The sequence below is a fragment of the Marinomonas balearica genome (genome assembly GCF_004362145.1).
Taxonomy (GTDB): domain Bacteria; phylum Pseudomonadota; class Gammaproteobacteria; order Pseudomonadales; family Marinomonadaceae; genus Marinomonas; species Marinomonas balearica.
Window position 1 is genome coordinate 23,617 of the sequence record NZ_SNXC01000015.1, and the last position, 13,727, is coordinate 37,343.

14 protein-coding genes are annotated in these 13,727 nt (G+C 44.6%); 7 read left to right on the forward strand and 7 right to left on the reverse strand.

The window, feature by feature from the left end:
• Window positions 1–151: 151 nt before the first annotated feature.
• The 5 genes from pspA to DFP79_RS15300 all read left to right on the forward strand — a co-directional run bounded on the left by pspA (window position 152) and on the right by DFP79_RS15300 (window position 4,618).
• Window positions 152–823, forward strand: coding sequence for a phage shock protein PspA (pspA, locus tag DFP79_RS15280; RefSeq protein ID WP_166637725.1), 672 nt, complete (start codon window positions 152–154; stop codon window positions 821–823).
• A 32-nt stretch (window positions 824–855) separates the two neighbouring features.
• Window positions 856–1,107 carry an envelope stress response membrane protein PspB gene (gene pspB / locus DFP79_RS15285; protein ID WP_013659548.1) on the forward strand — a complete coding sequence of 84 codons (252 nt, stop codon included), beginning with the start codon at window positions 856–858 and terminating at the stop codon, window positions 1,105–1,107.
• A 39-nt stretch (window positions 1,108–1,146) separates the two neighbouring features.
• A complete protein-coding gene (locus DFP79_RS15290; RefSeq protein WP_133504821.1) occupies window positions 1,147–1,593 on the forward strand; it encodes a PspC domain-containing protein in 447 nt (148 codons plus the stop codon).
• A gap of 95 nt (window positions 1,594–1,688) precedes the next feature.
• A complete protein-coding gene (locus DFP79_RS15295) occupies window positions 1,689–2,792 on the forward strand; it encodes a methanobactin export MATE transporter MbnM (protein WP_133504822.1) in 1,104 nt (367 codons plus the stop codon).
• A 215-nt stretch (window positions 2,793–3,007) separates the two neighbouring features.
• Window positions 3,008–4,618 carry a hypothetical protein gene (locus DFP79_RS15300; protein WP_133504823.1) on the forward strand — a complete coding sequence of 537 codons (1,611 nt, stop codon included), beginning with the start codon at window positions 3,008–3,010 and terminating at the stop codon, window positions 4,616–4,618.
• A 51-nt stretch (window positions 4,619–4,669) separates the two neighbouring features.
• Here DFP79_RS15300 and DFP79_RS15305 read toward each other — a convergent pair whose 3' ends face one another.
• From DFP79_RS15305 to DFP79_RS18200, 7 genes are all read right to left on the reverse strand, one after another.
• Window positions 4,670–5,569 (reverse strand): EamA family transporter, encoded by a 900-nt coding sequence (locus DFP79_RS15305; protein ID WP_133504824.1) that lies wholly within the window; start codon window positions 5,567–5,569, stop codon window positions 4,670–4,672.
• Between the two features lie 176 nt (window positions 5,570–5,745).
• On the reverse strand, window positions 5,746–6,732 hold the full coding sequence (locus DFP79_RS15310; protein ID WP_133504825.1) for an isopenicillin N synthase family dioxygenase: 987 nt from the start codon (window positions 6,730–6,732) through the stop codon (window positions 5,746–5,748).
• A gap of 114 nt (window positions 6,733–6,846) precedes the next feature.
• Entirely contained in the window at window positions 6,847–7,335 is a 489-nt protein-coding gene (locus DFP79_RS15315; RefSeq protein ID WP_133504826.1) for a nucleoside deaminase, read from the reverse strand.
• 22 nt (window positions 7,336–7,357) lie between these two features.
• A complete protein-coding gene (locus DFP79_RS15320; RefSeq protein WP_133504827.1) occupies window positions 7,358–8,149 on the reverse strand; it encodes an ABC transporter permease in 792 nt (263 codons plus the stop codon).
• A complete protein-coding gene (locus DFP79_RS15325) occupies window positions 8,127–8,915 on the reverse strand; it encodes an ABC transporter ATP-binding protein (protein WP_133504828.1) in 789 nt (262 codons plus the stop codon). Before DFP79_RS15325 ends, DFP79_RS15320 begins: the two co-directional genes overlap by 23 nt.
• A 35-nt stretch (window positions 8,916–8,950) precedes the next feature.
• Window positions 8,951–9,934: an ABC transporter substrate-binding protein gene (locus DFP79_RS15330; RefSeq protein WP_133504829.1), complete on the reverse strand. Its 984-nt coding sequence runs from the start codon at window positions 9,932–9,934 to the stop codon at window positions 8,951–8,953.
• A gap of 263 nt (window positions 9,935–10,197) precedes the next feature.
• Window positions 10,198–10,467 (reverse strand): EamA family transporter, encoded by a 270-nt coding sequence (locus tag DFP79_RS18200; RefSeq protein ID WP_341777661.1) that lies wholly within the window; start codon window positions 10,465–10,467, stop codon window positions 10,198–10,200.
• 255 nt (window positions 10,468–10,722) lie between these two features.
• On the opposite strand from DFP79_RS18200, the gene DFP79_RS15340 reads away from it, so the two are divergent.
• Together DFP79_RS15340 and DFP79_RS15345 are read left to right on the forward strand one after the other, a co-directional pair.
• Window positions 10,723–11,697 carry a tripartite tricarboxylate transporter substrate binding protein gene (locus tag DFP79_RS15340; RefSeq protein WP_133504830.1) on the forward strand — a complete coding sequence of 325 codons (975 nt, stop codon included), beginning with the start codon at window positions 10,723–10,725 and terminating at the stop codon, window positions 11,695–11,697.
• A gap of 15 nt (window positions 11,698–11,712) precedes the next feature.
• Window positions 11,713–13,668 carry a tripartite tricarboxylate transporter permease gene (locus tag DFP79_RS15345; protein WP_133504831.1) on the forward strand — a complete coding sequence of 652 codons (1,956 nt, stop codon included), beginning with the start codon at window positions 11,713–11,715 and terminating at the stop codon, window positions 13,666–13,668.
• Window positions 13,669–13,727 lie beyond the last annotated feature (59 nt).

Consider the following 13,727-nt stretch of genomic DNA (forward strand, 5'->3'; position numbering starts at 1 on the left):
ATGCTTATGAAATTATGGGGTAGTTTATTAATCTTATAAAAATCATAGGGTTATTAGGCTTGGCATGCATCCTGATATGTATAAATTAATTATTCAATGTGGCATTGAGCGCTACTTTGAATATTCATCTATCGACAATGAGGAAGAGATCATGGGTATTTTTTCAAGAATGACAGACATCATTAACAGCAATCTTACTTCGCTGTTGGACAAAGCCGAAGACCCGAAAAAAATGATTCGAATGATGATTCAGGAAATGGAAGAGACTTTAGTTGAAGTGCGCTCCAGTACAGCAAGAGTAATAGCGGATCGTAAGACCACAGGTCGCAGGCTTGAGCGTCTAAAAGCAGACATTCAAGAGTGGGAAAAGAAGGCCGTATTGGCCATCGAGAAAGGCCGAGAAGATCTTGCAAGAGCGGCGCTATCTGAGAAGCAACAATCCGAAAAGGAAATGGATGGAATCAATGCAGAACTGGGCAATTTAGATGAACACCTAGAGCAATTGAATGAAGAAATTGCACAATTGCAGAGTAAGTTAGATGACGCTAAAGCGAAGCAAAAAGCGCTACTAATGCGACAGTCTAGCGTTGAAAACCGCCTTAAAGTAAAGCGTCAAAGTCATCGTGCTGACATCAGCGATGCATTTGAAAAGTTTGAACGCTTTGAGCGTCGAATGGATCATCTGGAAGGACAAGTTGAGTCAATGGACATGGGAGCGACCTCGAAACAAGATTTACACGCTCAATTTGACGAGCTGGAAAACAATGATGCAATAAATGATGAACTGGCGCGCCTTAAAGATAAGATGGACAAACAAAGCTAAGCTTCTAGAAATCAAATAAAGGGATCAATGTTATGAGTATGGCCGTATTTTTCTTTGTACCCACGATCATTTTTATGACATTTGTCGCGCCTATCTGGTTATTGTTGCATTACCGCAGCCGAACCCGATCCGTAAAAGGCTTGGATTCGACCGAAAAGAAAGAGCTGGAACACCTTTTAGCTCAGGCCGACAAGTTGTCAGACAGAGTAAGAACGCTAGAACAGATATTGGATGAGACAAGCCCACAATGGCGAGCACACGCTACGGCAGAAGAACGTGACTAGTCGCGGTGAGCTGTGCGTTTGATCAATAGGAGAGCGAGAATGAAATATAAGTACCAAGGTGATTTTAAACAAAAAAAGAAACAGGGCTGGGCGTTAAATCTTTATCGGAACACACAGAAGGGCTACATTGGCGGAGTATGCGCAGGGCTTGCTGATCACTTCGACATCGATACTTGGGTTGTCCGACTTGCTGTTTTCGGTGGTTTTTTGTTTTTGGGTGGGTTTACCGTGATGGCGTATATTGGGCTTTGGGTATTTCTTGATCCTAAACCCGACTACGAAGATATCGAGTACGAATACGATGAGCGACATCATACTTATCGTCCGAAAAAAATGTTCAAGTATGCTGAGAGTGCGTCCGCTAGATTACATAAAGCAAAAGAGAAGCTGAATACGATTGCTGCTAGTGTAACCAATATGGAACGTCATGTGACGTCTCGGAAATTTGATTTAAACCGTCAGTTTTCAGATTTGAAAGATGACTAGAAAAAGTTTGTAAGGGAGGTTGCCGTACTCTTTTTTGCATAACCCATACATCGCTTCTTTTACTATGATTAATAGGCAGTAATAGGAGTGATGAGATGCGAATTGATATACAGCTGAGTGTCGTTTTATTCTTTGTATTAATCTTAAGGTCGCAAGGAGAAGCGGCTACTCAAGTGGAACAAAACGATTGGCAGTGGAATTTACCGCATGATGTAGACCCTCCCTTTGTTCCCGAAAATAACCCAATGAGTAGCGCAAAAGTAGAATTGGGACGCGAGCTGTTTTTCGATTCCAACCTTTCAGGAGCGGGGTATGTCTCTTGCTCGACGTGCCACCTTCCGGAAAGGTCCTTTTCCGAAAATCGAAAGGTGTCCGTTGGTATCACCGGAGAATTTCATACCCGCAACGCGCTCTCGCTCGTTAATACGGCCTATATGACCACATTGACGTGGGCTGACCCAAACATCACCTTGTTTGAAGAGCAAGCGAAAGTTCCCATGTTTGGTACGCACCCTATTGAAATGGGAACACTAGGCTATGAAAACAAAGTGTTGAATTTCCTTTCCGAGCACCCGCTTTACCCTGATAAGTTCAAGGCCGCATTTCCTAAGCGAGACACTATCGATTTTGAACAGGTATTTATGGCGTTAGGTGCTTATCAGCGAACATTAATCAGTGTGAATGCTCCTTATGATCAATACCGTTATTATGGTCAAAAAGATGCCATTAGCGAAGCGGCTATAAAAGGCGAAGCTTTGTTTTTCAGTAAGGAACTCGGATGTTCTGGTTGCCATGCAGGTCGGCACTTTAGCGACGCAACGGGACAACCAAGCTTTCATAATACAGGGCTTTATAATGTGGATAAAAAAGGCAGTTACCCTCAAGGAGAGCAGGGGCTTTTCGAAGTGACTAACGTCGACTCAGATAAGGGTAAGTTTCGAACTCCTACGTTACGTAATATCGAGCTGTCAGCACCTTATATGCATGACGGTTCGATAAATACGCTTGAAGAGGTTATTGCACATTATGCCGCAGGTGGGCGCTCCGCCATGGAAACAAGCGATTCGCCTTTGCGTGACATCAGAATATCGGGATTTGAGTTGTCAGATCGAGAGGCGAGTTACTTGATTGAGTTCTTAAAAAGCCTGACAGATACGTCGTATATTGAAAATCAGATGCGTAACGCGCCATTTCAGTAGGTGCGTAAGGAGTTGTCTCATATCGCGCTCGGCATAATGAGAAAAAACTTTAAATAAAGTTATTTATGAGATCCCCTCCAAGCGATAAAAATAATTGCAGAATAAATCAGCACAAAATGTGCATATTTTTATTATAGTAATAATACACATGCAATTTGGTTATTTTCAGGCTTTCTCGATCGACCTTAGAGAGCCTTTGATTTGTGAGGGTTACTATGCAGAAATTATCACTTACCGTGGTTTTTGCCTCGATATCACTCGCAGGATGCGATTTAGATGGCTCCGGAAATTCGAGCTCCTCATCGAGTACATCAACTACGTCTTCGGTTGCTGTTGAAATGGAAGGCAAATTTCCGACAGGTCTTTCTGTCGCATCGCCTTTGCAACGCTCTTCAAGCGCGACCACAGCATCTCGAATGCTAAACAGAACGGCGTCAGATGCGAAATACAGTATGGAAGCAATTACGACGGAAATTGAGGCCGTCAGTACAAGCGCATCCTCTTTTTCTTCGAAATTTGATATATCTCATTTCTTTACGGATGTTGGCAGTGCGGAGTGTTTTGGCCCTCAGGTAATGTATGAGAATCACCCTGATGGAACGGCAGGCAATTCAGGGACACTTCCTTCTGGTGATGTGGGCATTTGGACAGACACAAATGGATCAACGAACGAGGCCTGTGCGGCAGCCGAGTTGAATGCACAAATGCGCGGAGCCGCAAACCGAACCTTTATGTCCATGATGAGCTTTGCTGGATTATTGGCAGTCGCACGACTCGATGGTGTTTCATTGCCTACTGCTGGTGGAACGCCGGCCGACCTGAGCAGCTCACTCAGCTCTAGAATGCCATCCTCTATTTCGGTCACAACGGCACAGTTGAGTCAAAGCAGTGCGGGTGTTTGGTCTTATACGCTGGAGTTTGAATATACCGATTCAACGCCACCCACGGGCGCAACGACACCTCAAACCATTGGTCTTAGAATGGAACACACGCCAGGGTCGTCATCAACGGCGTATGAAGGGGTGATTCAATATCAAATGGACGATTATTATAGCCCTTCTGGAAATTGTACCGCTGACACGCACGGTGGTGCCAATATCACGCACAATGGTTCGCTTCATTATAAACGTAACGGCGACAATATTGTGACTCAGCACAGATACGGTAACTTGTGCGGGCATGATCAGACTAACTTCTCAGAAGCCATTACGGGTAAGACACTGCAGCACTTGAGCCCCACGAGTGCGTGGGATAATAACTTTTCTATCTTAACAGCAGAGTTTGATCGAACAGACAGAAGTGGTTCATACGCTTATACATGGCAAGCGGGGTTTGTTGATGGCAGCTCACGAATACTGTTCGTTGGTTTGAATTCGGGTGGTAACGATGGTGAATCTTACTATGGGTATGGCGATACCGTGAACACGTCCACGAGTGGAGACATCACAGGGCTTTACTGTAATTGGGCTGGACCTGGAACCCATACATTGCATGCCTATGCTCAACGCCAGTTCTTGTCTTACTCAAGCACCAGCAACCAATACGAGCTGAGCAGTACGGCCTCAAGTAATATTCGATATGCTCCGACGACATCCTGTATCTACGATACTGAAGTAACGGGAAATGAATTCCGCTACGACAGAGACATTGATGACACACTGACAGATGAAACAGATATCACCGCGTTAGTTTACTCAAGCGGCTCTGCGCCAACAGGCTACCATGACTTGGATTTAATGAGTCCAACGATAGGATCCACAACCTACACTTCGATTATGGATGCCATTGTTAATGGTAGACATTTCAGTAAGCCAACCTATCCATAAGTAGGTGAGTTTTCCCTAAATAACAGCACTGTAACCTGAAAAAGCCCATACTTATTCGAGTATGGGCTTTTTATTTACATCTGACGTTTTGACCGGATAGGACAGTATTGCTAAGCCTGCCAAAATAGCGCTGGAGCCAATAACCTCCATGTTTGAAAGCGCTTCTTCGTAGATCGCCCAGCCAAAGAATAATCCTGAGACCGGCACGAGTAATGAGTAGGGTGCGACATTGCCTAATCCATAACGCATGATGGCCCAAGTCCAAAGACCGTACCCTATTATCGTCGTTATCAGTGATTGAAAAGCAATGGACAGCCAACCATTTAACGATGGTATAGGGATCAGCTGATGTATGTCGATCATTCCAGATGATGCATATTGCTGTATCGCGGCTAAAACGAGGGTCGGTACGGGGACGAACACGCTCGACCAAATGATAAAACTAATCGGCTTGTCTGGTTTGTAAAGACGAATGATCGCATTGCAGCCAGTCCAACTGATTGCTGCAACTAAAATCAAAATAATACCTGCAACAGGAACTGCTTCTCCACGGTAAATAACAACCAGAAGAAAGCCAATAAAAGCAACGAGCACGCCAATACTTTTGCTGGTGGGGAGGCGTTCTTTAAAGAATAAAGCCGCCATAATAAGCGTCATAAAAACAGCAGACTGCAGCAAAATAGAAGACAACCCCGCAGGCATTCCAATCGCAACGGCAAGGTTGACCATTCCCCACATCCCGATACCAAATAGAAGACCGTGTAAGGCAATTATAGACATAGGCACGTTAGGACGTTTGAGAAAGAACACTAATGGCAATGCGGTAAAGGTAAAGCGTAAGCAGGTCATCATCACAGAATCCATGTGTTCTGCTCCCCAACGAATGACAACAAAGTTAAAACCCCATATGAGAGGAATGATAATAACGAGCAAGCGAGCGTACAGTGGCATGGTTGAATTCCTGTTTCATGTAGAAGAGGTAACACGATAACGGACGAATAGAGGGGAATGTAGAAGCAGATAGCAGTGATATTTCGTGATAACTGTATGGTTAAGTGTGTGGCTAGTAGCGAAAATGCGATTTGAGGCCATACAGATGACGGTATGACCTCAAAGTACGTTATAAGTTAAGAATCTGCTTCGGTAAAATTCGCTTGGATCCTCATGTTTAAAAAATCTTTGGCTGTTATCGGTGGGTAGCGATTGTCTGGGCCTTGTATCGTCTGTTCTTTGTTTGCCTGACAAAAAAACGCGATAGAGTGTCGACTGCCACAGTATTCGTCTTTTAAAGGCATACGAACACGATGAAAGTTTGATTTGAGCCGATCATCACTCCATCTCATCAACATGTCGCCTATGTTACAGGTCACAACATGGCTTCTTGGAGGAATGCTTGTCCAGCTTTGGCTGTCGATCTCTTTTCCTGGGCAAACCTGTAACCCACCATGTCCTTCATGCTGAAACAGCAAGGTAAGACAATCAAAATCTGTATGGGCGCCTGCCCGCCAAATGTTTTCTTGTTGATCGACGCCCTCGGTTGGAAAATAATGCAATAAACGCAGAGTGCTTTGATAATCCTGCTTATTTGGATCATGAGCGTTTGAAAAGAAATCGCGCTCAAAACCCAGCTTGTCGGCAAAACAAGACAGGACCTTCATTCCTAGCGACCAGCACTTATTTTCGAACGTCATCATATTATGCTGAAAGGCGGGCAATTCCTCTTCAGTTGGCCAGAGGTCTTGCATATGGAATTGCGTAATTTGGTAGGACTCTTTTTGGTCTGCGGTTCCTGTGGAAGGTCTGATTTGGCTGCGACTTTCCCAACCCGCGTTGATGCCTTTGGGTCTCAGATATTGCTCTTTTACTTTTGTTGCGAGGTTGAAAAATCGGTTTGATTCAAAAAATGCCGCATCGATTTCGCTTTTAGAAATCCCGTGATGGCTGAGTTGAAAAAAACCTATTTCGGTCGCAGCGGACCAGAGCTGTTCTGTAATTTCACTTCGGCGTTGTTCAAAGTTGCTTAAATCGATGACTCGTATTTCTCTGTCATTGGCTTCTTTGCCTGCGTTACCAACAGCAGATTCTCTATTTAATTCTTCAAGTGAATAGGTCATTACGTTCTCCATTTACATGTCGATACGGTTGTCTCTCTATCGCGGTATAGGATGAATGGAGCAATGACCTAGTGTGACCCACCTGCCAGCTTCTACTCCTCGTGTATTTTTGTTTTACCACACCCCTTCTTGGAGTTTTGCTGCTTCGTCTTCAAGGCAAGGCCCGAGGACTTCAACGTCGCGTTGCCCTGAATTAAAAACGGTTCGACACGGTAAATCTAATGTCGGGTTTTCGGGGTGATTACCTGTGATGAGTTTTAATCGGGCTTCACTTAAACCGTAAACAACACGACCTACACCCGCCCAATAAGCCGAACCTGCACACATCGCGCAAGGCTCAGCAGAAATATAGAGCGTGCATTTCGCCAAAAAGTCAGGCCGATAGGCTTTACTGGCTCGTGTCATAAGTTTGCGTTCAGCATGTCCCGTCATGTCCAAATCCGGCAAATAACCGTTGATCTGATCCATAAGTATTTGCCCTTGATCATCGGCGAGAATCGCAGCAAATGGGTGAATCCCTTTCTGCTTTGCATCTTCAGCTAATCGGAAGGTTTTTTTCAGTAGTTGAGTGTCTATTTCGTTTAGTTCATTCGCTGAATTCATAGTCATTCTCACGCATTATTCGTTATTTTTTCTTCGGTAAACTCCAAGGGAAAAAGTACATTTGTATCCATTGCACGGATTTAAATAGCAACAAACTGATTGCGGCTAAAAAGATCAGTCCAGCAAACGCCTGTGGTATTTTGAAAAACGATGTTGAGAATTGAATGAAATACCCAAGCCCTTTTTCTGCTGCGACAAATTCGGCGACAACCGCGCCAATAATGGCGAGGGTAATGGACACTCGTAAGCCGCTAAAAATATGAGGAATTGCATACGGGATCCGAATCTGCCACGTTTCACGATATCTTGGTGCGCGTAAAGATTGGCTTAATTCAATCATTTCGGGCGGTGTTTCTAACATGCCCGTCGTTGTTGAAACGACCAGTGGAAAAAACGTAATCAAACAGGTAATTAATACTCTAGAAGGATCGTCTGTGCCGAGTAATACAATGATCAAGGGGGCAACGGCGACAACAGGCGTCGATTGAATGACAATCAGAGCAGGATATAAGGTTCTATTTAATAGTTCTGATCGAATCATGCCAATTGAAAGTGGTATCGCAATCAGAATCGACAAGGCAAAACCCATCAGTGCAACACGCAATGTTGCCCAAAGGTGGGTAAGCCATCGAGAAATCTCTACGTCGAAAAAAGCCGAAACAATGGCCGAAGGCGCCGGTAATATATAATTCGGCACGTTGCCTACCTGACAAACAAGTTCCCACAAAGCAATTAAGACGATGAAGAAAAGCGCTGGAGCAAATCGATAGAGTAGCCGCCCTAAAGCGCTTTTAGGCAGGGACGCTTGGCTCATATATATGTCCTCTAATGGTGTCAGTTAATGCGACAAATTTGGGATCGTTAATTGTTTTCGATGTACGAGGTCTGGGGAGGTCTACCTTAATGAGGTCCAACACTGAGCCCGGGCGCTTACTCATGACCAGTATTCGATCAGCAAGCAATACCGCTTCATTAATCGAATGAGTGATAAAGAGCACTGTTTTTGGCTTTTCATGCCAAATTTTGAGTAAATCGAATCCGATTTGTTCTCTTGTTAATGCATCCAGTGCCGAAAAGGGTTCATCCATTAATAATATGTCTGGGTTGAGTAATAATGCCCGAACAATACCCACTCGTTGTTGCATACCGCCGGAAAGCTCGTCGGGCATTTTTTCTGAAAATTGACTGAGTCCAGCCATCTTTAGTAATTCGTCAGCGCGCTTTTCATCGTCTTTGGAGTACCTTCCGTATTTGTGCTTCAAAGGAAATAAAACATTCTTTTTCACATTTAACCACGGAAGAAGGTTTGCCTTTTGAAAGACAATCCCGACATCGTCACGAGGCTCGACAACCGGATTATTAAAAATACTGACAGAGCCGTGAGACGGGATAAGTAAACCCGCGACCATGCGTAAAAGAGTGGATTTACCGCAACCGGAAGGCCCAACCACCGCCACAAATTCGTGGCGGTGGATATTGAGGTTGATGTCTTGAACTGCCATGGGAGCGTCTGGCGATAAGTCGTACTTATGTCCAACGCCCTCCATGCAGACAAACGCGGTTTGCTGTTGGGTAGTCATGTACTGCTCCTAATCAAATGAACTGTTTGCCGGTATTAATCAGGCAAATAGTTCAAATTGACGGCGTCTTTCGGATCAAGTGCATCTGTTGAAAGAGCGTTCGCTTCAGCAACGTAGTCCCATGTTTGCATTAGACGAGTTTGCTCAAATTGACCAAAACCATCCTTTTCCGTGACATCGTTGTAAACAAGGTTTGTAATGCTTTTAATTTGAGCAGCTGCAATGCCAGCGTCGACCTCAGGCACTATATTGTGTAAAGCTTCACCTGCCTTGTCTGGGTAGGAGTAGGTAAACTCAATCGACTTTTTGTACGCTTTAATAAAGCGTTTTGCGACGTCTGGACGCTCTTCTAGGAAGCGTTCAGACGCTAAAAGTGAGGAACTGTACAGAGACAAGCCAGCACTAGACCAAGGCAGTTCTACGATCTCTTTTCCTGCTTCAGCGGCTTGCGATGTAAACAGCGCGGTATTCGTTACCCAAGCAATAATGGCATCTGTATTACCTGTAATCATCATCGGGCCGAGTGCACCAGGGTCTGATTTAACCAGCTTGATATCACTGTCTGATAAGCCATTCTCTTTTAATACCAGCGGTAGAAACGCATTCGAAGAAGTGAAAGGCGACGTTGCGACTTTTTTGCCATCCAGCTTCTCTATTGAATCGATACCGCTACTCTTGAGTGCAAAAAACGCATGCGGAGCTTGAGTGAAGTAAGGTAAGACCGCCACGACAGGCACATCGTCTTGTGCCTTGGCTGCCATCAGTGCGCCGATATCAGAGCTGCCGATATCAGATTGACCTGTTGCCATCTTAGTTAACGCGTCGGTTGAGCCTCGTCCACTGGCAATGCTTACATCCAAATCTAATGCTTCAAAAAAACCTTCTTGGATACCCACATAAACAGGCGCTTTATCACCTCCAGGTAACCAATCTAATTGAAAGGTGACTTTATCGGCAGCGAATGCTGATGATGCGCTCACTAAGCTGGCCAAAAGTGACAAACGTAACACTGATTTCATATTGAATACTCCGAGACGTAATGATAAATGTGTAAAAATGCCCTCGCACTTAGGCGGGTGACGCTTTAGTTTCAGTTGTTAATTTAGGAGCAACATTTGTTCCATGTTGTGTGGGATTGCAAATTGTTGTTTTTAACCGTTTGAAATATAAAGAATAAATAACCTCTTTTTTGTTGTGGGAATGTGTTTTTGAGGCTTATTAAGGTGCGCCATAACGGATTATGACGCACCAATTTAGTCAGTAAAAACGTACTTCAAAGCACTTAGAAAGGGCGATCGTATAAGGCTTTCTTTGGCTTTAATGTCGTTGCGGCACATACTTCAAGGAGTATTAGAACCACGCCGGCAATCTGGATTAAAGAGATGTGTGTACCAAAAGCCAAATGGTCAACAATCAGAGCTGTGATTGGATAGATGAAAGATAAAATGGCGATCAGGCTGGTGGTGGGCAGCTTAAGCGCCTTGTAGAAACAGGTGTTATTTCTGGGTATCGTGTTGAGGTTGATCCTGAAAAAGCAGGCTATAGTACGTATGCGTCAGTTACTCGGAAAAATGAAAGAACTTAAAGATCGGCTTAAATCGATTCCTCCATTTATAGAATGCGATCGAGTAACGGGCGAAGATTGTTTTTACGGCCGGTGCCGGTATAAACAAGAACCTATATGGTCGTTTTTAGTTAGATTATTGAAAAAAAGTAAATAAAGATTTAACCCTCAGAAGGCGTAAGGCCTTTAGCATATGGTTATAGTGTTTTTGCCAATCCTAAAAAAATTATAAAGGGTAAAATAATGAATAAAAATAAAATCGCTCGACTTTCAAAGCCATTACTAGCCGCTGTTACTGCCGGCCTCGTATCATTCTCAGCAGCATCCTTTGCGGATGACTACCCATCCAAACCCATTAACTACATTCTGCCTTTTAATGCAGGCGGAGAATCTGATTTATCAGCACGCTTTCAGCAAACCGTGTTTGAAAAACATGCGGGTGTAAAAACGGTTATTCAATACATGCCGGGTGCTGGTGGAGCCGTCGCTTGGTCTCAGCTTAATGGAATGGAGGCAGACGGGCATACTGTGATGGGTATTAATATCCCTCATACGATTATGCAGCCAATCGTGAAAGATTCTGGTTATAAAACAGAAGAACTGACTCCCGTATATTATTTCCATTACACGCCAAATGCGATCTTCGTTCCTGCGAACAGCAAATTTAAAACACTGAGTGATTTGACCTCATTCGCGAAGAAAAACCCAGGAATGGTGACGTTTGCAGGTTCCGGTTCTAACTCAGCTAACCATATCGGCCAGACTTTGTTTGATAAGTTTACCGGCCTAACGACAACGTATGTTCCTTTCAGCGGTATTGGGCCTGCAATGACTTCACTGATGGGCAACCAGCTAACAGCAGGTTTTGCCTACGCTACGTCGGGCGCAAGTGCAGGCGATAAACTCAGAATGTTGGCTGTTTCTTCAGAAAAACGGTTGTCTGCTTTTCCGGATGTACCGACGTTCAAAGAGCTTGGCATTAACTTAGTCGGCGGTGCGTATCGTGGTGTTGCTGTACCAAAATCAACACCAGAAGACGTACGCGTGAAGTTGTCTAATATTATCGGTGAGATCAACAAAGATCCTGAGTTCGTTAAGAAAATGGAAGACAACGGGTTCGTGTTAACGGATATTTCTTACGATGAAATGGATGCTTTCCTAGAAGCGAACCAAAAAGAATATCAAGGAGTCGCTGAGCTACTTGGTTTAACTAAGTAAGCGCGGGAGCACATCATGGACCTACTCAGCTATTTAGTGGAAGCCCTGACTCCACTTAATTTGATGTTAGCACTGGTCGGTGTCATTGCAGGTACTGTGATTGGTGCGATGCCAGGGCTTTCTGCGACAATGGCGGTTGCCGTGTTAGTGCCATTTACCTATGTGATGGGGCCCGCTTCGGGTCTCATCGTATTGGGTGCTATTTATACGGGAGCAATATATGGCGGAGCGTTCGCCGCTATTCTGGTAAATACGCCGGGCACTCCTTCCGCAATCGCGACGACCTTTGACGGTTACCCTATGGCAAAACAAGGGAAAGGCGCGCTTGCGATTTCTCTAGCGACTTTTGCCTCTGTCGGAGGGGGACTCGTAGGAGGAATCGCACTCTTGCTACTTGCTCCACCACTTGCCGAAGTTGCGCTGGCGTTTGGCCCCGCGGAATACTTTTGGATGGCGGTATTTGGCCTGACGCTGATTTCAGCCTTGTCTGTCGGTAATACACTAAAAGGGCTCATAGGCGCGTGCATCGGCTTAATTTTGTCCACAGTCGGTGTCGCCGTTGTGGGCGGAGACGTACGCTTCACGTTTGATCAAGTTTCCTTATTGGGAGGCATCGATATTACATCAGCGATTATCGGGCTGTATTGTATGCCGGTAATCATAGATCTCGTAGCAACGAAAACGCCGCACCTTAACTTTGCTTCCGCTTCGGGTGAGTCATCTCTGACGTCGGCATTTCAGCTGATTATTAAGCGTAAATTTAATTTATTTCGCAGTTCCGTAATTGGCACAATCGTGGGTATTTTACCGGGCGCGGGTGGTTCTATTGCTGGGTTGGTTTCGTATACTGAAGCGCGTCGTAGCTCTAAAGAATCGGAACAGTTTGGTAAAGGTGCACCGGATGGCATTATCGCGACGGAATCTGCTAATAATGCGACAGTAGGCGGAGGGTTTATTCCGACGTTAGTGCTTGGGATTCCGGGAACGCCGCCAGATGCGATTATATTGGGTGCTCTATTGGTTCAAGGAATCAAAACAGGCCCGACGCTTTTCACTGAGCAGGGAAGTATTGTTTATACTTTCATCTATGGCTTGTTGATCGCAACGTTATTAATGCTTCCTGTTGGGTTAATCCTCGGTAAATATGCGTACAAATCGATAGCGAAAACACCAAAGCAGTTGCTTGTGCCTACTGTAGCATTCCTTACCGTTATTGGTAGTTATGCAATTCACAGTAATCCACATGATACCTTTGTTATGTTCTCTTTGGGTGTTGTTGCATGGGTATTGTCGAAGTTTGGTTTCAGTGCTTCGCCCATTGTATTGGGGTTGGTGCTCGGAAAAATTGCCGAACAGGGCTTTGTTCAAACCTACTTAATTGGCTCCGCGCAGGGGCGAGTGCTCGAAATGTTCTTTGGACGGCCGATATCAATAGGAATCATTCTTTGTGCGATCTTTGCATTGGTGTTTCCTCTGTGGATGGCACGTAAGAAAAAGGCAGTAACTCAAGACACGACGTTGAACCACAAAACATCCAATATTGTGATGACTGGGTTGGTTATGGTTGTGGGTGGTGTATTGCTTACGCAAATGGGCGGAATGTCACCTTTGGGTTCTGTTTTCCCAAGCTACATACTTTATGCAATGTTAGGCATTGCGGCGTTGTTGCTTGTTAAAAGTCTTAAGAGTTCGAGTGAGACGAAGTTTTCTGAACTCTGTGTCGTTCCCAATGGGCGTCAGTTAGGGGTGATCGTTGTTGTTGGCGGTTGGACTTTGTCTATGTCGACATTAGGTTTTGCGCTTTCATCGTTACTCGCATTTACATTGATTATGTTAATTGCAAATTTCGATAAGCCTAAAATGTTTCCCATGCTTAAAAATGTGTCGGTTTCAGTGGTTATAGTTGGAGCATTCTACCTTTTGATGAAAGAGGTTCTTCTTCTGCGTATGCCAGAAGGCTTACTCTTCTAAGACGTGGTTTAGAAGGTCTAGAACGCTTTAGCACCGCTTGATCTTAAGCACGTAACAAA